Source organism: Actinosynnema sp. NPDC023658, assembly GCF_040639995.1.
Taxonomy (GTDB): domain Bacteria; phylum Actinomycetota; class Actinomycetes; order Mycobacteriales; family Pseudonocardiaceae; genus Actinosynnema.
The window spans coordinates 21,096-45,393 of sequence record NZ_JBFAAX010000010.1; the positions used below are offsets into that span (position 1 = coordinate 21,096).

9 protein-coding genes are annotated in these 24,298 nt (G+C 73.3%); 6 read left to right on the forward strand and 3 right to left on the reverse strand.

Features of this window, described 5'->3' with window-relative positions; genetic code table 11:
* Positions 1 to 360 precede the first annotated feature (360 nt).
* From AB0G02_RS02760 to AB0G02_RS02780, 5 genes are all read left to right on the forward strand, one after another.
* Entirely contained in the window at positions 361 to 11,142 is a 10,782-nt protein-coding gene (locus tag AB0G02_RS02760; RefSeq protein WP_360788310.1) for an amino acid adenylation domain-containing protein, read from the forward strand.
* 23 nt (positions 11,143 to 11,165) lie between these two features.
* Positions 11,166 to 15,725: a beta-ketoacyl synthase N-terminal-like domain-containing protein gene (locus AB0G02_RS02765; RefSeq protein ID WP_360788313.1), complete on the forward strand. Its 4,560-nt coding sequence runs from the start codon at positions 11,166 to 11,168 to the stop codon at positions 15,723 to 15,725.
* Positions 15,726 to 15,803: 78 nt separating this feature from the next.
* Positions 15,804 to 16,829, forward strand: a complete 1,026-nt coding sequence (gene fabD, locus AB0G02_RS02770) for an ACP S-malonyltransferase (protein WP_360788316.1) — start codon at positions 15,804 to 15,806, stop codon at positions 16,827 to 16,829.
* Between the two features lie 58 nt (positions 16,830 to 16,887).
* Positions 16,888 to 18,447 carry an AMP-binding protein gene (locus AB0G02_RS02775; RefSeq protein WP_360788319.1) on the forward strand — a complete coding sequence of 520 codons (1,560 nt, stop codon included), beginning with the start codon at positions 16,888 to 16,890 and terminating at the stop codon, positions 18,445 to 18,447.
* A gap of 100 nt (positions 18,448 to 18,547) precedes the next feature.
* Complete coding sequence (locus AB0G02_RS02780; protein WP_360788322.1) at positions 18,548 to 19,819, forward strand: MFS transporter; 1,272 nt, start codon at positions 18,548 to 18,550, stop codon at positions 19,817 to 19,819.
* 43 nt (positions 19,820 to 19,862) lie between these two features.
* On the opposite strand, the gene AB0G02_RS02785 is transcribed toward AB0G02_RS02780, so the two are convergent.
* Complete coding sequence (locus tag AB0G02_RS02785; protein WP_360788324.1) at positions 19,863 to 21,407, reverse strand: tryptophan halogenase family protein; 1,545 nt, start codon at positions 21,405 to 21,407, stop codon at positions 19,863 to 19,865.
* A gap of 315 nt (positions 21,408 to 21,722) precedes the next feature.
* Between AB0G02_RS02785 and AB0G02_RS02790 the strand changes: the two genes are divergently transcribed.
* Entirely contained in the window at positions 21,723 to 22,493 is a 771-nt protein-coding gene (locus tag AB0G02_RS02790) for a tryptophan 2,3-dioxygenase family protein (protein ID WP_360788327.1), read from the forward strand.
* A gap of 22 nt (positions 22,494 to 22,515) precedes the next feature.
* Here AB0G02_RS02790 and AB0G02_RS02795 read toward each other — a convergent pair whose 3' ends face one another.
* Positions 22,516 to 23,091, reverse strand: coding sequence for a response regulator transcription factor (locus AB0G02_RS02795; protein ID WP_360788330.1), 576 nt, complete (start codon positions 23,089 to 23,091; stop codon positions 22,516 to 22,518).
* A 931-nt stretch (positions 23,092 to 24,022) separates the two neighbouring features.
* Positions 24,023 to 24,298, reverse strand: a 276-nt coding sequence (locus AB0G02_RS02800; RefSeq protein WP_360788333.1) for an ATP-dependent Clp protease proteolytic subunit, incomplete at its 5' end; no start/stop codon positions are given.

Consider the following 24,298-nt stretch of genomic DNA (forward strand, 5'->3'; position numbering starts at 1 on the left):
TCGACACCGCCCGCGCGGCCCTCCGCCGCCGATGATCGGCAGCCAGTCGGGACGGCTGGTCCTCCGACCGCGCGGGGCGGTGGAGCACCGGCAGGGGCCGTGAGCGCCGCACGGTCGCGGCGGTGCGGCACCCGGTCCGAGGCGCGCCGGCTCGGCCGGGAGTCGCCGTCGCGGACGGGCCGGGTGGCCGAACGGGCACCTCCGAAGGGCACGCCACCGAGACGGGGGTGTCCACCCCCGAAACCTGCCAGCATCGGTGGGTGCGGCAGCCGGCGCGGCACGATCTCTCCCGGAAGGGGCACCCATGCCTTCGACGAATCCACTGCACGCGGGCGGACCAGCGGTCGGGGTGGCGTCGGCATGACCCTCGCCGACATCGTGCGGAGGTACGACGCGGGCACGCTCTCGACGGCGGACGCGCTCGTGGAGCTGCAGGAGCACGCCGGGTTCCCCCTGTCCGAGGGCCAGCGCGGCCTGTGGGCGCTGCACCGGATGGAGCCGGACACCTACTCGTACAACGTGCCGGTGTGCCTGTCGTGCGAGGACGTCGACCGGGTCGCTCTCGAAGGGGCGCTCCACGACACCGCCGCGCGCTACCCGATCCTGACGTCCAGGGTCCGCGAGGGGGCCGACGGCCCGCGCCTGGTGCCGTCCGGCGTCGACGGCCTGCGGGTGGAGCACGCGGACATCCGGGACGTCCGGCCCGACGACCTGCTCGACCACCTGAAGGAGAGGGCGCGACGCCCGTTCGCGCCGGCCGACGAGCCCTTGGTCCGGGTCTCCGCGCTGTCCCGCGCCGAGGCCGAGGTGTACGTGCTGGTGGTCGTCCACCACCTCGTCCTGGACGGGCCGTCGCTGCGGATCGTGCTGGACACCCTGCTGCGCGCCTACCGGGAACGGGTGGGCGGCGGTGGTGCACCGTCACGGCCGGAGGCCGCCGGGTACGACGAGTTCGTTTCGTGGCAGCGGGAGTTCCTCGGTGACGCGCGCGCCGAGCGCGACCGGGAGTACTGGAAGCGGGAGCTCGGAGGGCGGGTGCCGCTGACCGGTCTGCCGACCGAGGTGACGTTGGCGCCGGACGCGCCGCACGAGGGCGAGGTGTGCGTCCGCCGGTTGTCCGCGGCGCGGACCGCCGCCGTCACGTCCTTCGCCACGGCGAACGGGCTCCTGCCCGCGGTCCTGCTGCTGGCCGTCTTCAAGACGCTGCTGCACCGGTACACCGGGCAGGAGGACGTCGTCGTCGGGATGCCGGTGACCGCGCGGCCGTCCGAGCGCTTCGAGTCGTCGGTCGGGTACTTCATCAACACCCTGCCCATCCGCAGCAGGCCGGTGGCGTCAGAGGGGTTCGTCGAGTTCGCCTCGGGGCTCCAGTCGACGGTGTTCGAGGCGATGGACCACCAGGCCTACCCGTTCCCCCGCATCGTGCGCGACCTCGGTGACCGCGACGACCTGCGCTCGCCGGTGTTCCAGGTCGCGTACAACTACCAGAACTTCTCGCTCAACGGTCACCTGGAGGAGCTGGCGCGCGAGCTGCGCGGCACGTGGCCGTTCCGGGTGGTGGAGGGCCTGCACCAGGTCGGGGAGTACGACCTGACGCTGGACGTGGTCCCCGGCGACGGTGTCGAGCTGGTCTGGAAGTACCACCCGACCGCGTTCTCCGCCGCCACCGTCGAGCGGATGGCCGACCACTTCACCACCCTGCTCGACGGGATCACGGCGGACGGCGGCGGGACGACCCTCGGTCGGCTGGACCTGCTCGGCCCCGACGAGCGGCGGCTGGTCCTGGACGAGTGGAACCGCACGGACGTCGACGTCCCCGAGGACCGGACGGTGTGGGACCTGTTCGCCGAGCGTGCCGACGCGGACCCGGACCGGCCCGCGGTGAGCTGCGGGGAGCAGACCCTCACCTACCGCGAGCTCGCGGACCGGGCCACGGCGTTGGCCGGGGCGCTGGCCCGCCGGGGCGTCGGGCCCGGGGACAACGTGGGCGTGTGCTTCGAGCGGTCGATCGACCTGGTGGTGGGCCTGCTCGCGGTCGTGGAGCTGGGCGCGGCGTACGTGCCGCTCGACCCCGACTTCCCCGCCGAGCGCCTGTCCTACATGATCGAGGACAGCGGCGCCGGGCTCGTCGTCTGCCACGAGGCCGTGGTGGAGGCGCTGTCCGCGGTGGACACGCACGGGGCGCTGCTGCACGTGACGGACCGCCCCGACGACGCCGAACCGGCACCGCGGGTCGCACGCCCGGAGCCGGCGGGTCCGGCCGTCGCGTACGTCATCTACACCTCGGGCAGCACCGGGCAGCCCAAGGGCGTCGTGGTGCCGCACCGGGCGCTGACGAACTTCCTGCTGGCCATGGCGGGCACGGTGGACGTGACGCCGGACGACCGACTGCTGGCGGTCACCACCTACAGCTTCGACATCGCCGCCCTGGAGCTCTACCTGCCGTTGGTCACCGGCGGGCACTGCCGGATCTGCGACCCGGCGACGGTCAAGGACGCCACGCTGCTCGCGGCGGAGGTGGACCGGTGGCGGCCCACCGTCATGCAGGCCACCCCGACGACCTGGGCCATGCTGCTGCGCGTCGGCTGGCGGAACACCTCCGGCACCAAGGTGCTCTGCGGTGGCGAGGCGTTGCCGGACAGCCTGAAGGACCAGCTCGTGTCCCGCGCCGAGACCTGGAACCTGTACGGGCCGACCGAGACGACGATCTGGTCGACCGCCAAGCGGGTGGACCGCGACGAGCCGGTGACGATCGGGAGGCCGATCGCCAACACCCGGCTGTACGTCGTCGACCGGAACGCCCAGCCGGTGCCGGTCGGCGTGACGGGGGAGCTGTGCATCGCGGGCCGCGGCGTCGCCCTGGGCTACCACGGCAAGCCGGAGCTGACGGCCGAGCGCTTCGTCGAGGACCCGTTCGTCCCCGGCGGGCTCCTCTACCGGACCGGTGACGTCGCGAAGTGGCTGCCCTCCGGCGAGGTGGCCCTGCTCGGCCGGATGGACAACCAGGTCAAGCTGCGCGGCTACCGCATCGAGCTGGGCGAGGTCGAGGCCGCGCTGGACGGGTACCCGGACGTCGACCGGAGCGTCGTGGTCGTGGTGCGCGAGGGCCGGTCGGAACGGCTCGCGGCGTACTACACGGTCGGCGGCGACCGGCGGGACGCCGTCGACCCCAAGGCGTTGCGCGCCCACCTGGCCAGGACCCTCCCGGCCTACATGGTGCCGAGCACGTTCACGGCGCTGGAGTCCTTCCCGCTCACCGCCAACGGCAAGGTGGACCGGGCGAGGCTGGGCGACCCCGCCGAGCGGGAGCCCGTCGCGCCGCGGCGGTCCACCACCGCCGGCTCGCCGCACGTCGAGCGGACCGTGCGCCGGATCGTGGGCGAGGCGCTCGGCCGCGACGACGTCGACCGCGACGAGGGGTTCTTCGAGGCGGGCGGCGACTCGTTCCTGGCCATCGACGTGGTCGAGCACCTCAACCGGGCGTTCGGGTGCGCGCTGCGGCCGACCTCCCTGTTCGCGCACCCGTCCATCGCGGCCATGGCCCGGCACCTGGAAGGGCTGCTGCCCACCGACGACCGCACGCCGTCCTCGCCCGCGCCCACCGCCCGCGTGGACGCGCCGCGCCCGTCCCGGCACCGCGATCCGCGACCCGACCGGCACGACAACCCCGACCTCGACGCGATCGCGGTGATCGGCATCTCCTGCCGGTTCCCCGGGGCCTCGGACCACCGCGAGTTCTGGCGCAACCTGAAGGAGGGCCGCAGCGGCAGCACGTTCTGGTCGCCCGCCGAGCTGCGGGCGCTCGGGGTGCCCGACGAGCTCATCGCCCGGCCGGGGTACGTGCCGCAGCGCGCGGTGGTCGAGGACAAGGCGGAGTTCGACCCCGCCTTCTTCGGGATCTCGCCGCGCGACGCCGAGCTGATGGACCCGCAGGGACGCCTCCTGCTGCTGCACGCGTGGAAGGCGCTGGAGGACGCGGGGCACCGCCCGGAGGACGCGCCGCGCACCAGCGTCCACACCGCGACGAGCAACAACTTCTACCAGGCCCTGCTGCCGAGCCTGATGGCGAACGCGGCGGGCACGCGGGTGCTGGCCGACACCGAGGGGTACGCGGCGTGGCTGTTCGCGCAGGGCGGCACCGTGCCCGCGATGATCTCCAGCAAGCTGGGGCTGCGCGGCCCCAGCATGGCGGTGAGCACCAACTGCTCGTCGGCGTTGAGCGGCGTCCACCTCGCGTGCCAAGGGCTGCTCTCCGGTGAGGTGGACCGGGCGCTGGTCGGCGCGGCGAGCCTGGTGTCCACGATGGAGCTCGGCTACGTGCACCAGCCCGGCCTGAACTTCTCCAGCGACGGCCGCTGCCGCCCGTTCGACGACGCGGCCGACGGCATGGTCGGCGGTGAGGGCGTCGGCGTGGTCGTGCTCAAGCGCGCCCGCGACGCGTTCGCCGACGGCGACCACGTCTACTGCCTGATCCGCGGCGTGGCGGTCAACAACGACGGCGGTGACAAGGCCGGGTTCTACGCGCCGGGCGTGCGCGGACAGGTCGACGTCATCCGCGAGGCGCTGGACCGGGCCGGGGTGGACCCCGGGTCGATCAGCTACGTCGAGGCGCACGGCACGGGCACGAAGCTGGGCGACCCCATCGAGGTCGCCGCGCTGACCGAGGCGTACCGGCACTACACGGACCGCGACCGGTACTGCGCGATCGGGTCGGTCAAGAGCAACATCGGCCACCTGGACGCGGCGGCCGGCATCGCGGGCCTGATCAAGCTCGCCCTCGGCCTGCACCACGGCGAGATCCCCCGGACGCTCAACTGCGACGTGCCGAACACCGCGATCGACTGGGACACCTCGCCGTTCTTCGTGGCCGACCGGAACATCCCGCTGGACGGCGCGGAACCCGCGCGGGCGGGGTTGAGCTCCTTCGGGGTCGGCGGCACCAACGTGCACGCGGTGCTCGAACAGGTGGGTCCGCGCACCGCGCCGTCGTCCGACGCGGGCACGCACCTGGTGGTCCTGTCCGCGTCGGACCGCGAGCGGCTGGAGGTCCAGGCGCGCAACCTCCTGGAGTTCCTGCCGGAGTACCGCTCCGAGGGCGGTGACCTGGCGTCGCTGGCGCACACCCTCCAGACCGGACGGCGCGCGATGGCCGTCCGCGTCGCCCTCGTCGCCGGCGACCTCGACGCGCTGGCCGGGCAGCTGGAGACCCTCGCCGGGGGTGGCGTGCCCGAAGCCGCGTTCGACGGCGAGGCGCGGCGGCAGGACGCGCAGCTGGTGTCGCTGTTCGCCCGGGACGACCAGCTCCGGGAGCTGACCGGGGAGTGGCTGCGGCGGGGCGAGTGGGACAAGGTCGCGCCCCTGTGGGTCAGCGGCATCGACGTCGACTGGGCGCTGTGCCACGGCACGACGCCGCCGAACCGGGTGAGCCTGCCGACCTACCCGTTCGACACCAAGCCGTTCTGGCCGGCCGCCCCCGAGCGGGCCCGGCCCGCGGTCGAGGAGGCGGCCCGACCGCGCGACGGCGTTCCGACCGACGCGCGGGCACTGCTGTCCGCGGCGGCCGGACCGGAGCAGGTCGAGCGGTTCCTGGCGCGGCACCGGGACGCCACGGCGGGGATGGACCGGGTCCTGCGCCGACTGCTGCTCGCCCAGCTCTCGTCGCTCGGGCTGTTCCGCGAGCCCGTGCGCGACGACCGGGTCGCGGCGGGCACCGCGATCGGGCCCGGCTTCGCGAAGTGGCTGGACCACAGCGTCGCCGTGCTGGTGGCGGGCGGTGAGCTGGTCCGCGACGGTGGGTTGCTGCGGACGCCGGACGGGACGCCGGACGTCCGGGGTGCGTGGGACGCCTGGCGCGACTGGAAGGACGCGCACGCGGACGACCCGGAGCTGATGGCCAAGGCGTCCGTCGCGGAGCGGATGGTCGAGGCCGCGCCCGCGATCCTCACCGGCCGGTCGACGGCCACGGACGTCCTGTTCCCCGGCGGGTCGTTCGACGTCGTGGAGGCGGTCTACAACCGGAACGCCACCGCCGAGTACTTCAACCGCGTGGTGGCCGACGGCGTTCGCGCCGAGGTGCGGGAGCGCGGCCGTGGGGCCGGGGTCCGGGTGCTGGAGATCGGCGCGGGCACCGGCAGCGCGAGCAAGTGGGTGTTCGAGCGGCTGGCCGACTTCGAGCGCGACATCGCGGAGTACTGCTACACCGACATCTCCAAGGCGTTCCTGATCGAGGCGGAGAAGCGGTTCTCGGCCCGCGTGCCGTACCTGACCTACCGGGTTTTCGACGTGGAGCGGGCCCCGGAGGAGCAGGGTGTCGGGACCGGGCGCTACGACGTCGTCGTCGCCAACAACGTCCTGCACGCCACCAAGGACGTCGTGGCGACCGTCGGGCACGCCAGGGCGCTGCTCCGGCCCGGCGGCGTCCTGCTGCTGAACGAGCTGGCCGACAACGAGCTGTGGTCGCACCTGGCGTTCGGCCTGCTGGACGGGTGGTTCCGCCACGTGGACGGGTGGCGCCTGGACGGCGGGCCCGCGCTGTCGTCGGACTCGTGGCGCGAGGTGCTGCGGGCCAACGGGTTCGACGACGTGAGCTTCCCGGCCGAACCGGCGCACGCACTCGGGTTGCAGGTCGTGGTGGCCCGGTACGGGGTGCCCGCGCCGGTCGCCGTCCCGGTGGAGACCGGGGCACCGCTGGAGACGCACGTCGAGGACGCCCTGGTGCGGTGCCTGGTGGCGACCCTCAAGCTGGGGCGGGACGAGCTGGGCGTGGACCGGCCGTTCGCGGACTACGGGCTGGACTCGCTCACCGGCGTCGCCCTGGTGCGGGAGCTGAACGGCGAGCTGGGCACCGACCTGGACGCCAGCGCCCTGTTCGACCACCCCACCATCCGCCGGTTCACGGCGTTCCTGGTGAAGGACCACCGGGAGCCGATCACCGCCCACCGGGCGCGGCTCGCGCCGACCGGCCACGCGGTCGCCGGCCCACCACGCGCCGCCCAAAGCGCCCAGGCCGTTGCCGCGACGCACGCCGCCGATGCGCCACGCACCACCGAAGCTCCACGCGCGGTCGCAGCGGCACGCACCACTCCTGCGGCAGCGCGCGCCGTCGCGGGATCCCCCGTCGTGGAGTCCCCCGGCGCACCCGGCGGTCGGGAACCCATCGCCATCGTCGGCATGAGCGGCCGGTTCCCGGGCGCGCGGGACGTCGACGAGTTCTGGCAGCAGCTGGTCGAGGGGCGCGACGCCGTGACCCCGGCGACCCGCTGGGACCTGTCGTCCCTGGGCAGCCGGTGCCTGGACGGCGGGTTCATGGACGGCATCGACGAGTTCGACCCGCTGTTCTTCGGCATCTCCGGCACGGAGGCCGCCTACATGGAGCCGCAGCAGCGGTTGTTCCTCCAGGAGGCGTGGACCGCCCTGGAGGACGCGGGTCACGCGGGCGGTTCGCTCGACCGGGACCGCTGCGGCATCTACGTCGGCTGCTGGGTCGGTGACTACTTCGACCTGGCGACCCCGGACGACTACCCGGCACAGGCGTTCTGGGGCAACATGAGCTCGCTCGTGCCCGCCAGGATGTCCTACCACCTGGACCTGCACGGCCCGACCACGACGGTGGACACCTCGTGCTCCAGCTCGCTCACGGCGATCTACCTGGCGTGCCAGTCGCTGTGGGCGGGGGACACCGACGTGATGCTCGCCGGCGGCGTCTTCGTCCAGTCCTCGCCCCGGCTCTACCTCGCCGGTTCCCGCGCCGGGATGCTCTCCCCGTCGGGGCGCTGCCACACGTTCGACGAGGCCGCCGACGGGTTCGTCCCGGCCGAGGGGGTCGGCGTGCTGGTGCTGAAGCGGCTCTCCCAGGCGCAGGCCGACGGTGACCGCATCCACGGCGTCATCAGCGGCATCGGGATCAACCAGGACGGCACGTCCAACGGGATCACCGCGCCCAACGGCAACTCGCAGGAGGAGCTGTTCCGCCGGGTCTACCGGGACTTCGGGATCGACCCCGGGGGCATCCAGCTGATCGAGGCGCACGGCACCGGGACGAAGCTCGGTGACCCCGTCGAGTTCAACGCGCTCGTCCGCGCGTTCCGCGCGCACACCGACCGGGAGCACTTCTGCTCGATCGGGTCCACCAAGGCCAACATCGGCCACGCCCAAGCCGCGGCGGGCGTGATCGGGATCATCAAGACCCTGCTGGCCATGCGGCACGGGACGATGCCCGGCCTCGTGCACCACCGCCGGACCAACCCCGCCATCCCGCTCGACGGCAGCCCGTTCTACGTGCACACGGAAGCGAGGGAGTGGACACCGCCTCCGGGCGACCGGCGGCGCGCGGCGGTGACGTCGCTCGGGGCGAGCGGGACGAACGTCCACGTGGTCATCGAGGAGGCGCCGCCCGCCCCCCGGCCGGCCACGCCGTCCGGTCCCCGGCTGATCGCCCTGTCGGCGCGCACCCCGGAGGCCCTGCGCGAGCAGGTGACCCGCCTGGCCCGCCACTGCCGGGAGCACCCCGGGCTGGACCTCGGGGAGGTGAGCTGCACGCTCCTGCTGGGGCGCAGGCACTTCCGGCACCGGTGGGCCCGCGTGGTCGACGACCTGGGCGGGTTGGCGCGCGCCCTCGACGCCTGGCTCACCGGCGACGACCCGACCCCGACCGGTGACAGCCGGGCGCACGTCCTCGCCGCGGAGTACCTGGACGGGCGGACGCCCGACTTCGAGGAGCTGTTCCGCGACGGGCACCACCGGCGCACGTCGCTGCCCACCTACCCGTTCGAGCGCACCAGCTACACCCTGCCCGGCAAGGCGGCGCCGAGCGGCGCACCGGCCCCGGACCGCGCGGTGCTCTCCGGAGACGAGTTCTACCTGCGCGACCACCGGGTGCGCGGCGCGGCCATCGCACCGGGCGCGGTGTACCTGCACTGGGCGCACGAGGCGATCCGCCGGGAGGGCGGCGCGCGACAGGACGTGGTGCGCCTGCACGACGTCGCGTTCCTGCGCCCGCTCGACGTGACCGGTGGTCCGCGCGCGTTGCGGGTCGACCTGCGAGACGACGGCGGTGCGACCCGCTTCGAGGTGAGTTCAACGGGGTCGCCCGCCGGGGGTGAGTCGGTGGTCCACTGCCAGGGCCGGTTCTCGACTGCGGCCCGGCCCGAGCGGCGGGTGCTCGACCTGCCCGCGCTGCTGCGGGACTCCCGGCGCGTGCCGACGGACCCCGAGCGCTTCTACGCGGAGTACCGCGAGGGCGGCATCGACTTCGGCCCGGCCATGCGCGGTGTCGTCGCGGTGCACGAGTCCGACGGCGGGCTGCTCGCCGAGCTGCGGCTGCCGGAGGTCGTGGCGGACACCGCGGACGGCTTCACGCCGCACCCGACGATGGTCGACTCGGCCATGCAGTGCATGCGGCTGCTCGCGGCCCTCGGCACCGGCGAGGGCGGCATCGGGCTGGTCTTCGCCATCAAGGAGGTGGAGGTGCTCGCGCCCTGCGCCACGACGATGTGGGCGTGGGTCCGCGACGCCGACGGGCGGGTCGACATCGACCTGGTCGACGACCGCGGCGGGGTGTGCGTCACCCTCCGCGGGATCACCGGTCGGCGCACCGAGCCCCCGGCGCGCGCGGCGACCACCACCGAGCCGGGCGACGAGCCACCCGCGGTGACGCTGCTGCCGACGTGGGACCCGGTGCGCGAGGCGTCGGACGAGCCGTGGCCGCGGCCCGCCGACCGGGTCGGGATCATCGCGGCGACGCCGGCGGCGCGGGACGTCCTCACCGCGCTGTACCCGTCGGCGCACGTGCTGCCGGTCCCGCCGCACGGCTCGCCGGAGGACGTCGACCACGCCGTCCGGTCCGCCCCGGTGCTCGACCACCTGGTCTGGGTCGCGCCCGAGTACGCGGACGCGCCGTCCGCCGACCGCGTCGCCGCCGACCAGGCCGCAGGCGTGCTGCAGGTGTTCCGCCTGGTCAAGGGCCTGCTCGCGGCCGGCTACGGCAACCGTGCGCTCGGGTTGACCCTGGTCACGAACCGCGCGCACGCCGTGCACGAGTCCGAGGACGTCGACCCGTCGCACGCGGGCGTCGCGGGCCTGGCGGGCTCGGTCGCGAAGGAGTACCCGAACTGGGCCGTGCGGGTGGTCGACCTGGGCGCGTACGACACCGCGTCGCTGTCCGCCGTGCCGAGCCTGCCCGCCGACCCGGACGGCAACCCGCGCCTGCACCGCAACGGCACGTGGTACCGGCAGCACCTGATGCCGTTCCGGGCGGACCCGCCGACGTCGTCCCGGCTGCGGGAGGGCGGGGTCTACGTCATCGTCGGCGGTGCGGGCGGCCTGGGCACGGCGATCAGCGAGCACCTGGTCCGCCGGTACCGCGCGCAGGTGGTGTGGCTCGGCCGCAGCCCGCGGGACGCGCGCGTCGACGCCGCCATCACCGCGGTGGCGGCGTCGGGCGGACCCGCGCCGCTCTACCTGCGGGCCGACGCCACCAGCGCCGAGTCGCTGCGGCAGGCGCGCGACGAGGTCGAGCGGCGCTTCGGCCGCGTGCACGGCGTCATCCACTCCGGACTGGTGGTCGCGAGCGCGAGCCTGGCCGCCATGACCGAGGCGCAGTTCCACGACGTGCTGCGCAGCAAGGTCGACGCGAGCGCTCGGCTGGTGGACGCCTTCGGCGGCGACTCGCTCGACGTGGCGCTCTTCCTGTCGTCCATCAACTCCTACCTCAAGGCGATCAAGCAGGCGAACTACGCGGCGGGCTGCACGTTCGTGGACTCCTTCGCGCGCTCGGTGGAACGCCGGTACGGGGCCGTCGGCAAGGTGATCAACCTCGGTTACTGCTTCAACAACGCGACCGACGGCGACGACCGCGCCACGCTGATGGGCAACGCCATCCCGCTCATCCAGCCGGACGAGCTGGTGGCGGCGATCGAGCTGCTGTGCGCGGCCCCGGTCGGGCAGCTGACCCTCATGAAGCCCAGCCCGGCGGTGAACACCCGGGGCATGACCGTGGGAGACGACGAGGCGCTGCTGCTCCCGCCGGGCACCGAGGTGCCGCCGGCCGCCGTCGACCCCGCGCACCGGGAGCCGCGGGACGCGCTCGACGACCTCGATCGGCTGCGTGAACGGGTCAAGGAACTGACGGCGCTCGCGATCTGATCGCGACAGCGGAGGGATCGATCATGAAAAGGCTCCTGCTCGACTTCCTGTGGTCGCACCTGCGGTCCCTCGGCGCGTTCCGGTCCGAGCAGGCCGTCGGCGCGGCGCGGGAGGCGGCGGGCCTGCTGCCGGTGTACGACCTGTGGTTCGCCGAGGCCGTTCGCGTGCTGGAGGTCGAGGGCTACCTGGAACGGCGGGGCGACCGCGTGCTGCCACGCCGGGCCGGGCCGGACCGGTCGTTCGACGAGCTGTGGCGGGAGTGGGAGTCGGAGGGGTCGGGGTGGCGGGACAACCCCGACCTGGCCGCCATCCACGTGCTGGTGGAGACGACGCTCCGGGAGCTGCCCGCCGTGCTCACCGGCGCGCGGCGGGCCACGGACGTCATGTTCCCCGGCGGGTCGGTGGAGCTGGTCGAGGCCGTGTACAAGTCCAACCCCGAATCGGTGTTCTTCAACCGGGTGCTGGTGGCGGAGCTGATGGCGCACCTGCGCCGCCGCACCGAGGCCGAACCCGGTTTCCAGCCGAGGATCCTGGAGGTCGGCGCGGGCACCGGCGCGACGACCGCCGTCGTCCTGGAGGCCCTCGACGCGGCGGGGTCGGCGGTCCGGGAGTACCGCTACACCGACCTGTCCCGGACCTTCCTGGACCACGCCGAGCGGTCCTACGGTCCGGGCCACCCGTTCATGGCCTACGGCATCCTGGACATCGAGCGCTCGCCCGCCGAGCAGGGCGTCACCGTCGGCGGCTACGACGTGGTCATCGCGGCCAACGTGCTGCACGCCACCCGCAACATCCGCACCACGATGCGCAACGTCAAGGTGGCCCTGGCGAGCGGCGGCGTCCTGTTCCTCAACGAGGTCACCGCGAACACCTTCCTCAACCAGTTCACGTTCGGGCTGCTGGAGGGGTGGTGGCGGTACGACGACCCGGAGTCGCGCATCACCGGCAGCCCCATCCTGTCGGTCGACGGCTGGCGGGAGGTGCTCGCGGAGGAGGGCTTCGGCCCGATCTCGCTGCCGGCGCGGGAAGCCGCGGACCTCGGGCAGCAGATCATCGTGGTCGGCAGCAACGGTGTCGTGCGGCAGCAGTCCGAGTCGCGCGAACCCGTGCGGCGACAGGCGGCGGAACAGGCGGCCAGGCCCAAGGAGGCCGTGCGGGCGCGCGACACCGCCGTGACCGGGCCCGCCGCGGGCGACGGGTCGACCGACCGGCTGGTCGCGCACGTCGAGGCGGTGGCGCTCGACGTGCTGGCGGAGGCGTTGCGGATCGACCGCGCCCGGATCGGCCGGGACGAGCCGTTCTCGGACTTCGGCATCGACTCCATCTTCGCCGTGCAGGTGGCCCGCACCCTCGGCGCGGAACTGCGCCTCGACCTCGACGTCACGCTCCTGTTCGAGTACGGCACGGTGGCCGAGCTCGGTGAGTTCATCGTCGGTGAGCACGCCGACGCGATCGCCGCCGCGCTCGACACCGCCGACGCCGACGCCGCCGATGTCGACGCCGCACCGGAGCCCGAGCCCGAGTCGCCGGACGCCGATCCCGTCGAGCGGCGGGAAGACCCGGCCGACGAGGTGCCCGGGGGAGCGCTCGACGCCGAGCGGGACGGGATCGCGATCGTCGGGATCTCGGTGCGGTTCCCCCAAGCCGACGACATCGAGGAGTTCTGGCGGATCGTCGAGCAGGGCGAGCGGCGCATCACCACCCCTCCGCCGGCGCGCGAGGACTGGGCGGCCCACCGCGACGCGGTGGACACGACCGGGATGTGGGGCGCGTTCCTGGACGGCGTCCACGAGTTCGACCCGCTGTTCTTCAGCCTCTCGATGACCGAGGCGCGGCAGCTCCCACCCGAGCTGCGCCTGATGCTGATGACGGCGTGGAACGCGGTCGAGGACGCGGGCTACCGGCTCGCTGAGCTGCGGGCGCGGCCGACGGGCGTCTTCATCGCCGCCACGCCGACCGAGTACCGCGCCGACTCGCCCGAGATGCTCCTGCCGTCGCCGGTGATGATCCCCAACCGCATCTCGTACCTGTTCGACCTGCACGGCCCGAGCGAGCAGTGCGACACGCGGTGCTCGTCGTCGCTCGTGGCCCTGCACCGCGCGATCCGGTCCATCCGGGACGGGGAGTGCGAGCAGGCCCTCGTCGGCGGGGTGAACCTGATGATGTCGCCCGCGGGGTTCGAGGTGATGCGGGCCGGCGGGATGCTCACCACCAGCGGCGCGGTGCGGCCGTTCCAGGAGGGCTCCGAGGGCACCGCGCGCGGCGAGGGCGTCTGCGCCGTGCTGATCAAGCCGCTCCGCGCGGCCATCGAGGACGGTGACACCGTCTACGGCGTCGTGCGCGGCACCGCCGTCGCGCACGGCGGCAAGGGCGTGTCCTTCACGGCGCCGAACATCCGCGGCATGAAGTCGGCCATCACCCGCGCCTACGCCGACGCCGGGGTCGACCCCCGATCCGTCGCCTACGTCGAGGCGCACGGCATGAGCTCGCTGCTGGCCGACGGCGCGGAGATCGCGGCGCTGCGCGCGAGCCTGCGCGGCGACGCGGAGGCGCCGGGGGAGGACGGGCCCGTCACCTACCTCGGCAGCATCAAGCCGATCTTCGGCCACACCGAGGTCGCCTCCGGCCTGGCGGCGCTGGTGAAGGTGGTGCAGGCCCTGCGGCACGGCGTGATCCCGGCGATCCCCGACTTCGGCCGCCGGCACCCGGACATCTCCCTGGAGGGCACCCGGCTGCGGATGGCCGCGGAGACCCTGCCGTGGCCCGTCCTCACCGACGACGACGGCCGGGTCCTCCCGCGCCGGGCGAGCATCAACAGCTTCGGCATCGGTGGCGTGAACGCGCACGCGGTGCTGGAGCAGTACGTCGGGCACGCACCGGCCCACCCGCAGGACGTGCCGTCACCGCAGGTGCTGGTGCTCTCGGCCAAGACCGCGGAAGGGCTCCGCGAGCGGGTGAGGCGGCTCGTCGGCCGGTTGAGGGGCGTGGACGGGCAGGCGTTGGCGGACGTCGCCCACACCCTCCAGGTCGGACGCGAGGCGATGACGTGCCGGTTGGCGCTGGTCGCGACGACCGGCGACGAAGCGGCCGACGTGCTCTACCAGTGGCTCGGCGGCGACCCGGACGTGCGGTCGCGGGTGGCCTTCGTCGAGGACGTGCGGCGGGCCGGTTCGCCGGCGGACGGCGAGGCGTCCACCCGCGCGCTCGTGGCGGACGGGAACCTGGAGCTCCTGGCGGAGCGGTGGGCCTCGGGTGCCACCGTGGAGTGGGAGGTGCTGCACGAGGGCGCACGCCGGCGGAGGGTTCCGCTGCCGGGCTACCCGTTCCAGCGGGAGGTCTGCTTCCTCCCGCAGACGCCGACCACCGGCCCGGTCACGACCGCCGGCCCTGTCACCACTGCGCCGGTGGAGGCCGGACCGGACCACTTCGTCACCGACCTCGTGGCCTCGGTCCTCGGCCTGGAGGAGCACGTCATCGACCGCACGCGGCCGCTGTCCGACTACGGCCTCAACTCGATGCTCCTGACGGGCGTGCTGAGCCGCGTCCGGGGCGCGTTCCCGGCGTTCCGACCGGACTGGTTGCAGCCGCACGACACCCTGGACGACCTGATCGCACGGCTGGGCGAGATCGCGGGCGACGGCGCGGTGCCGGGCGACGGGCCCGTGGCGGGCGTCCGCTTCCCGGAGCTGGTGCACCTGAACGCCGTGACCGAGGGTCGGCCGGTGTTCTGGGTGCACGGCGCGTTGGCCGGCGTCGAGACCTACCGCACGATCGCCGCGCGGGTCGACCGGCCGTTCTACGGGCTCCAGGCCCGCGGCTTCATGACCGACCACGAGCCCGTCGAGGGCATCCCGGCGATGGCGGAGCACTACCTCGACATCATCCGTTCCGTGCAGCCCGAAGGCCCTTACGACATCGGCGGCTTCTGCCTCGGCGGCATCGTCTCCTACGAGATCACCCGCCTCCTCCAGGACCGCGGGCAGGTGGTGCGCTCGCTGGTGATGGTGGACTCGCCGGACACGACCGGCTGGGCGAAGTCGAACGGCGGCGGGTCCGCCACGGCGCGCAGCGCCGCCCTCCAGGTGGTGAACTCGTTGCTCTGGCCCGCCGGCGTGAAGGACCTCGACGAGGTGCGGCCCCTGCTGATCCACCAGGACGAGGTGGCCGGAGCGCCCGGCGACGACGCGGCGTTCGTGCGCCTGCTCGCGGACCTCGCGGTCCAGCGGGGCCTGCCCATGGCGCGAGAGCAGGTGGTCGGGTTCGTCGAGCGGAACATCGCCGTCCAGCTCGCCTACCGGATCGGTGAGTTCGAGATCCGACCGCTGCCGGACCCCGGCGCCGTGGACGGCACGTACTTCCGCAACGCCCGCGGCCTCTTCATGGGCGAGCTGACGCCGTACTTCCAGGTCGTCGGCGAGACGTTCTCCCTGGACCACGTCAACTACCGGCAGGACTGGGAGCGGGAGCTGCCGGGGCTGCGCGTGGTCGACCTGGACGCGGCCAACCACATGACCCTCATGCACGAAACCGATTCCCTCGCCGCTGTCGAGAAAACGTGCGTGCGGACCTACGCCGCGGACTAGTGTCCCCGGTGGAACCTGCCGCGGACGGATGCCGCGACCGATCGGCAGCAACCGACGACCCCGGTGTGAGGTCAGCTGATGCGATGCTACGTCTTCCCTGGTCAGGGCGCGCAGAAGAAGGGCATGGGCAAGGCGGTCCTCGGGCACTTCCCGGACCTGTGCCGCCAGGCCGACGAGGTGCTCGGGTACTCGGTCGAGGAGCTGTGCCTGGAGGACCCGGGCCGCCTGCTGAACAGGACCGAGCACGCGCAGCCCGCGCTCTACGTCGTCAACGCGCTGCACTACCTGGCGGCACGCCGGGACGGCCTGCCCGCGCCGGACTACCTGGCGGGCCACAGCCTCGGTGAGTACAACGCCCTCTTCGCGGCGGGCGCCTTCGACTTCGTGACGGGCCTGGCGCTGGTGCGCCGCCGCGCCGAGCTGATGGGCCGGGCGGAGGGCGGCGCGATGGCCGCGGTGGTGGGCGTCCCCGCCGACGTCGTCGAGGAGGCGCTGGCGGCGCACGGGGTCACCGGGGTCGTCATCGCGAACTACAACGCGCCCGACCAGTTCGTGCTCTCCGGCGGCAAGGAGGAGCTGGCGCGCGTCCGACCCGTCCTGGAGGCCGTCGAGGGCGTCCGGGGGTTCGTCCCGCTCCGGGTCAGCGGCGCGTTCCACTCGCCGCACATGGCGGGGGCGGCGCGGGAGTTCCGGTCGTCCCTGGAGGCGGTGGAGTTCGACGAGCTGCGGACACCGGTCGTCTCCAGCGTGACCGGACGTCCCCTCGGGCCCGACCCGGACGCCGTCCGGGAGGCGCTGGCCGAGCAGATCACCCGGCCCGTGCGGTGGACCGACTGCATCCGCCACCTGCGGGACGCGGGCGTGTCGGAGTTCGTCGAACTGGGCGGCACCAAGGTGCTCACGTCCCTGGTCGACAAGATCACCGCGGCGGAGCACCACGCGGAACGGCCGAGCGCCCAGACCACCGCACCGGCGGACGCCGGGCCGTGGCTCGACTACCGCGACGAGCGCGTGCTGGCCCTGCTGCGCGACTGCGCGGACGGGCGGCTGAGCGTCGACCAGGCCATCGAGACGATCCGCGCCGGCGGAGCAGGCCACCGGTGAGCGACCGAGTCCGCCCGGTCGCCCACTCCACCTTTTACAGCACTGGAGTTGCCCACTCATGATGTTCGTCGACTACCTCGACCGGGGGTCCCGCCTGGACCCCGCCGCGCCGTGCATGCTCGCCCCCGACGGGACGGTGCTCATGACGCACGAGGAGTTCACCGCGGTCAGCCACCGGGTCGCGGTGGCCTTAGTGGACGCGGGGCTCGAACCCGGCGAACGCGTGGCCATCCTGAGCACGAACGACGCGTACGCGTTCGCCGCCGCGGTCGGCGTGATCCGGGCGGGCGGCGTGTGGTGCGCGGGCCACTCGGCCAGCGCCCTCGACGACTACGTGACGTTCCTCGACCTCGCCGGCGCCACCCGGCTGATCTACCACGGTTCCCTGGCCGACCGCGCCACGACCGTCCTCGAACGCCTCCCGGCCCTGCGCACGGCGGTTTCGATCGGCCCCGGCCGCGAGGGCGACCCGGAGCTGAGCGACTGGATGGCGCCCGAAGGCGCGACCGCGCCGATGCTGCCGGTGGACACCAGCCGCGCCGTGCTGTTCATCAGCACCGGCGGCACCACCGGCACCCCGAAGGTCGTGCCGATCAGCAACCGGCAGGCGCACCTGATGTTCGTCGCGATCTCCGTGCACGCCGCCGAGCCCGCGCCGCCCCGCCACCTCATCGCGACGCCGATGGCCCACGCCGGCGGCTCCCTGGTCTTCCCGACGCTCGGCGCGGGCGGGTCCGTGGTCGTCCACCAGGAGGTGGTGCCCGCCGAGATCGCCGCCTCCATCGAGCGCAACCGGGTGACCCGCCTCTTCCTGCCCGCCGCGGACCTGTACGAACTGCTGGCCGACCCGTCGGTCCGCGACCACGACTACTCGTCGCTGCGCCACTTCTTCCTGTCGGCCTCGCCCATCCCGCCCGAGCGGATCGCGGAGGCCGTGGACGTGTTCGGGCCGGTCATGACCCAGTACTACTCCCAGTCCGAGGCGCCGCTGACGTGCACGGTGCTCACCACCGAGGACATCGCGCGGGCGGTGGCCCCCGGCGGTGACCGCAGGCGGTTGGCCTCCTGCGGCAAGCCGACCGTCGTCGCCCGCGTCGAGGTCATCGACGACAACGGCGAGATCCTGCCCCCCGAGGAGCTGGGCGAGCTCGCGGTCCGCTCCGACCTGGTGTTCTCCGGGTACTGGGGCAACCCGGAGGCGACCGCCGAGACCCGGCGCCCGAACGGCTGGCACGGCACCGGCGACATCGGCCTGCGCGACGCGGACGGCTACCTCTACATCGTCGACCGCAAGAAGGACATGATCATCACCGGCGGGCTCAACGTGTACTCCGCCGAGGTGGAGGCGGTCATCCACACCTTCCCCGAGGTCCGCGACTGCGCGGTGATCGGCCTGCCGCACGAGAAGTGGGGCGAGGTGGTCACCGCGGTCGTCGAGCCCGAGGCGGGCCGGGAGGTCGACGTGGACGCGATCCTGCGGACGTGCGAGGAGCGCCTCGGCTCGGTGAAGGCGCCCAAGTCGGTCCTGGTCCGCGAACTGCCCCGCTCGCCCGTCGGCAAGGTGCTCAAGCGCGAGCTGCGCGACGAGTACTGGGCGGCCCACGACCGGAGGGTGTGACCGGCACCGGTCGACGCCTCCACCTCAGCACCCCGCCGGGCCGCGGCCTCCCGCACGGCCCGGCGGTCGCGTTTTCCGCCGAATCACCAAGGAGAACCCCATGGGCAAGGCAACGAGAGACAGGCCAGAGGTGGCGCCGCGCGGCTTCGGGTCCGAGCTCCTGCACGGCTGGCGGCCGTTGTCCGCCGCCACGGTCGGCATCGGCCTGGGCGTCGCGTCGCTGCCGTTCTACACCTTCGGGTTATTCATCCCGGAGCTCGAAGCGGAGTTCGGCTGGAGCCGCAGCCAGCTCTCGTCCGTGCTGCTCATCGGCTCCGTCATCAACATCCTGCTGGCGCCCCTCATCGGCACCGTCATCGACCGCTACGGCGTGCGGATCCCGTCGACGGTGTCCCTCGTCGCGCTCGGCGGGATCTTCCTGCTCCTCGCGTCGGTCGGGCAGCCCTTCACGGCCTTCCTGCTGCTGTCGTCGCTGATGTACGTGCTGGCGGCGGCCTCCTCGCCGGTGTCGTTCACCCGCGCGGTCAACGAGCGGTTCGACCGGGCTCGCGGCGTCGCGCTGGGGATCGCCCTGGCGGGCGCGGGGCTCGTCGCCTTCCTCGCACCGCAGGTCCTGGGCGCGCAGATCGCGGAGGACTGGCGCGGCAGCTACCGCGTCCTGGCCGTCGTGGTGCTCGTGGGCGCGGTGGTCGTCGGTGTGCTGATGCCGAACTCGCGGGCGCTCGCCCGCCCGTCGGCCCGCGCCGGGGCGCCTGCCGGGGAACCGGCACCGCGGCTCGGGCCGCTGCTGCGCACCCCGCTGTTCGCCCGACTGGCCCTGACCTTCTTCGTGCTCGCGCTCGCCCTCGGCGGGATGCCGGTGCACCTGGTCCCGCTGCTGCGCGACGCCGGGGTGTCGCCCGCCTCCGCCGCGAGCACGGCGAGCCTGGTCGGCGTGTCGCTGATCGTCGGCAGGCTGGTGGTCGGCCTGCTCGTGGACCGCTTCTTCGCGCCGCGGATCGCCGCCGCCGTGCTCGGCCTCGCCGCGATCGGGTTCCTCGCGCTGCTGTTCGGCGGTCCCGGCCTGGCGCCGGTGGCCGCCATCGGCCTCGGCCTGTCGCTGGGCGGGGAGGTGGACGTGATGGGCTACCTGACCGCCCGCTACTACGACCTGACCTACTACGGCCGCCTGTTCGGCGTGCTGTACGCGATCTTCGTGCTCGGCGTCGGCACCAGCCCGCTGCTGATCTCGTGGCTGCGCGGGGCGACCGGTGGTTACGACGTCGCCCTCATCGCGTCCGCGGGCCTGCTCGTCGTCGCGGGCGCGCTGCTGATCACCTCGCCGCGGTTCCCGGCGAGGTCCGCGGCCGAGCCGGAGGCGACCCAGTCGTGACGGGGGACCGCCGGGGTGGCCGGACCACCCCGGCGGCACGCCGTCAGCGCACGCTCGCCAGGTACTCCTGGAGGCTCGGCAGGGCGTCGACGAGCATCGACGTCTGCTCGCGCACCCGGGCCATCTCGGCGCGCGCCTCGGTGTCGTCGAGGTAGTCGAGCGCGGGCAGCGACCGCTGCGGCAGGTGCCCGCCGAGTCCGAGCAGCATCACGTTGTACGAGTACGACTCGAAGCCGTGGTAGTACGGGTAGATGCTGGTCTCGTCGGGCAGCCGGACCGACCACGCCTCCAGCCGCTCGTCCAGCCCCTCGGGCACCGGGCGCTCCTTGGTCGCCTTCCAGTACGGCGTGTCGGTCCGCGCCGCGCACCGGTAGTGCACCACCAGGAAGTCCCGCACGCCGTCCAGGCAGCGCGCGATCGCCCGGTTGTAGCCGGCCGTCAGCTCCGGTTGCCAGTTCTCGTCCGGGAAGTGCTTGACCAGCTGCTCGACGCCGTACTGGATGAAGAAGATCCCGGTGGACTCCAGCGGCTCGACGAACCCGCTGGAGAGCCCGATCGCCACGCAGTTGCCCACCCACGAGCGCCGGTTGCGGCCGATGCGCATCTTGATGTGGTTGGCCTCCACCTCGGCCGCCGCCGGGCCGACGAACTCGCGCAACGTCCGCTCGGCGTCCTCCGGCGAGCAGAAGTCCTCGGCGTAGACGTACCCGGTGCCGATGCGGTTGGACAGCGGGATCGTCCAGATCCAGCCGGAGTCCATCGCGGTGGCCGTGGTGCACGGGCGCATCCCGTTCTCCACCACGTCGACCGGCACGCGCAGCGCGACGGCGCGGTTGTTCGGCAGGTAGTCCTGGTAGGACTCGAACGGCTCGCCCATGACCTGGTTGATCAGCAGGCCGCGGAACCCGGTGCAGTCGATGAACAGGTCGCCGGTGAGGTCGCCGTGCTCGCGCGTCACCACGTGGCTGATCCAGCCGCGCTCGTCCTGGCGCACCTCCAGCACGTCGTCGCGCACCCGGCGGATGCCGCGGCTCGTGCCGAAGTCCGCGAGGTACTCGGCCAGCAGGGACGCGTCGAAGTGGTAGGCGTACGGGAACTGGGCGCCCTGGTCGGACAGCGTGCTCCGGCGCTGCCGGTCGCCGCCGTCGTGCAGGGCGCGCTCGAACAGCTCCCCGTCCGGGAACCGGGGCGACCGCTGGGCGTCGCACAGGGCGGGGACCACCAGGCAGTCCTTGTCGAACCGCTCGCCGCCGACCTTGAGCCACCAGTCGGCCATGGTGAACCCCTGCACCTTGGGCAGCCGCTCGAACGGGTGGTAGAACACGTGGCCCGGCTCGCGCCAGTTCTCGAACCTGATGGCCAGCTTGTACGACGCGTGGCAGGCGGGCATCCAGTCCTGCTCGGCCAGGCCCAGGTAGTCGAAGAAGTGCCGGACCGTGCTGAAGGTCGCCTCGCCGACGCCGATGGTGGGCACCCGGGCCGACTCGACCAGGGTCACCGAGATCCGATCACCGAACGCTTCCCTCAGGTAGGTGGCGGTCATCCAACCCGCGGTACCTCCACCGACGATGACGACGTTGCGGAGCATGTCCCACCCTCTTCACGACAGCCGACCGGACCTCGACGGCCAGTGCAGCACGGCCGGACAGCCGGGCGCGACTGCTCGACCGGGCACTGACCGCGGACCGTTGGCGGGGCTCGTTGGGGCATCCGTTCGGGCACTGGCCACCGGTCTGCCCCCGTTCCTACCCTCGATCCCGTGACCGATCCGTCGTGCCGGTGGCCCGACCGGCGGGTGGTCCCCGGTCGCGCACGGCGGTCCGGGGCGCCGTGCCGACCGCCGTCCCGCCGACGACGTGGAGCCGGGCGGGTCGTCCGAACGCCATCGATCGAGGAGGTTCCCGTGGCCCAGTCGGACCGGCGGAACGGTGCCGAGAACGCCGCGGGGACCCGTTACCGCGAGGTGCTGCAACTCGACCGGCTGCTGGCCTGCCAGCCCGCGGCCGAGGCGCACGACGAGCTGATGTTCGTCATCGTCCACCAGGTGCACGAGCTGTGGTTCAAGCTGATGCTGTTCGAGCTGGAGGAGGTGCGCGACCTCCTGCTGGCCGACCGGCTCGGCGCGGCCGAACACCTGCTGCGCAGGCTCGTCGCCGTCGAGCACGTGCTGATCTCGCAGTGGGCCGTGCTCGACACCATGCTGCCGATGGACTTCCTCGCCTTCCGCGACGCCCTCGACGGCGGCAGCGGCTTCCAGTCCGTGCAGCACCGCGAGATCGAGTTCCTGGCCGGGCAGAAGGACCCCGGCTACCTGGACCGGGTGCCGCTCACCGACGCCGAGCGCGAACGCCTGGTGCGCAGGCTCGCGGAACCCAGTGTGCGGGAGGCGTTCGCCGCCGTGGTCGAGAGACGCGGGCTCGACTCGCTCGCGGACCTCTGGCAGCACGGCTACCACGACCAGCCCGCCGCGCACTGGGAACTGCTGCGCGTGGCCGAGGCCTTGCTCGACGTCGACCAGGCGTTCGGCCGGTGGCGGACCCACCACGCGCTGACCGTCGAGCGCCAGATCGGGTACAAGCCCGGCACCGGCGGCTCGGCGGGCGTGGACTACCTGCGCGCGCGCATCGCCTCCCGTCTCTTCCCCGAGCTCTGGGAGGTCAGGTCCCGGCTGTGAGCCGGGGACCCCGTCGCGCGGGTCACCCGGTCAGCAGGCCGTCACGGATGGCGTAGGCGACCGCGAGGGTCCGGTTGGGGCAGTTCAGCTTGGCCAGCAGGTTCGCGACGTGCCGCTTGGCCCCGTGCACCGAGATGCCGAGCCGGCGGCCGATCTGCTTGTTGCTCATCCCCTCGGCCAGCAGGCTGAGCGCCTGCTGCTCCCGCGGGGTGAGGCGGAACGCGGTCGTCCTCGGCTGACCGCGCCGGCGCAGCTCGGTGATCAGCTTCCGGGCGAGGGAGGAGGAGAGCACCATGTCCCCGCGCTGGAGCCTGAGCAGCGCGTCCTCGAGCGACTGCGGGTCGACCGCGGACTCCAGGATGAACCCGTCGGCCGTCAGCATCGACGCCTGGGCGATCACGTCGTCGCTCGCGTCGCGGAGCAGGGCCACCGTCTTGACCCCGCGCTTGGCGGCCACCGCGGCCACCTGGTCGAACCCCTCCAGCGCGTCGGCGGACAGCAGGACGACGTCGAAGGTGCGGTTCTCCAGCAGCGTCACGGCCTCCTGGAACCCGGCGCAACCGTGCACGACCTTGACCGGGGAGAGGCTGTGCAGCATGTACGTGAGACCCCACCTCGTGACCTCGTTCGGCAGGACCACCAGGGCCGCCAGGTCGGCGTTGTGGAATCGGGCGACGCCGTCCGCCGCACGTCCGTCCGCGACGGATTTCCGTCCATTCTCCAGAGCGATAACATTCCCGTTGATGGCGCACCATCCTTCATAGGAGAATTTACTGCTGTCATCACGGACCAGTTCCGCGGCGGCACCCGGCGGAACCTGCGCCGCCGTGCCGGGCGCGGGAGGACGCGCCGCCGACCGCACCCCGCCGGTCGACGTTCCCCTGATCCCCCAGGACTTCCGGCCGGGGTGGAACCCGACCGGAGCGCTGCTGTCGTGCTCCCCGCGTGCCGATGGGCCTCCGAAGTCGCGACGGCGCGGGACCGCGCACGCGGCGGGACGAACCCCTCCCGCGTGGGCCGCGACGATGCCGGGACGTGCCGGGAATCGATCCGGGGTCGACGAGCTGCCGTCGTCGTCGGCGTGGACGACCGGGCGCCGGCCGATCGGATCGGCGCGACACCGGCGGACGACATCGGCGTGACACCGGCGGACGACGCGGGTCCGGGCACGCCCCGGCCGAAGCCGACGACGTCGGTCCGCATCACCGCACGTGAGCCGGGTGCCAGCTTCTGCGCCCGCTCAAAGCAGGCACCGCCGTTCGATGTCCATCGCACCACCCCCCACGTCCCGGCCGGAGCTCCCCAGCGGCTCACCGAGATACACACCGATGCTAACCACATGGCTACGTGACGGCGCAAGGCGCGCGGCCCCATCACCCCGAGTCACGGGACGTCGGCGCTGGTCAGGCCGCTCGGGCGTGGTGAAGCCGAAGAGCGCGGAGCGGGATGCCGAACACACGCGGCACAGCGGGTGCGGAAGGTGCCCCCGTCGGGGCGTCCCGGGGTGGGGCGGGTCGACCGGGGCCGGCTCAGTTGCCCTGCGGGGCGTACTTCCCGCCTGCCACGACCCGGTCGACGATGCCGTAGGCCACCGCCTCCGCGGCGGTGAGGCGGCGGTGGTCGCGGAGGTCACCCGCGAGGGCCTCCGGGTCCCGCCGGGTCCGCTCGGAGAGCAGGCGCACCATGTCGTCGACCAGCTTCCGGTGCACGGCCTCCGGCGACTTCAGGTGCTCGCCGTCGAGCCCCTCGTCGAGGCCCGGTTCCCTCAGGACGACGGCGGAACCCGGCAGGGCGTACCTCTTGCC

Bases quoted from the DNA above. Each gene is read 5' to 3' on its own strand.
- AB0G02_RS02785 (WP_360788324.1), bottom strand. From the start codon at position 21,407: ATGCTCCGCAACGTCGTCATCGTCGGTGGAGGTACCGCGGGTTGGATG.
- AB0G02_RS02780 (WP_360788322.1), top strand. From the start codon at position 18,548: ATGGGCAAGGCAACGAGAGACAGGCCAGAGGTGGCGCCGCGCGGCTTC.
- AB0G02_RS02795 (WP_360788330.1), bottom strand. From the start codon at position 23,091: ATGCTGCACAGCCTCTCCCCGGTCAAGGTCGTGCACGGTTGCGCCGGG.
- AB0G02_RS02775 (WP_360788319.1), top strand. From the start codon at position 16,888: ATGATGTTCGTCGACTACCTCGACCGGGGGTCCCGCCTGGACCCCGCC.
- AB0G02_RS02760 (WP_360788310.1), top strand. From the start codon at position 361: ATGACCCTCGCCGACATCGTGCGGAGGTACGACGCGGGCACGCTCTCG.
- fabD (WP_360788316.1), top strand. From the start codon at position 15,804: ATGCGATGCTACGTCTTCCCTGGTCAGGGCGCGCAGAAGAAGGGCATG.
- AB0G02_RS02765 (WP_360788313.1), top strand. From the start codon at position 11,166: ATGAAAAGGCTCCTGCTCGACTTCCTGTGGTCGCACCTGCGGTCCCTC.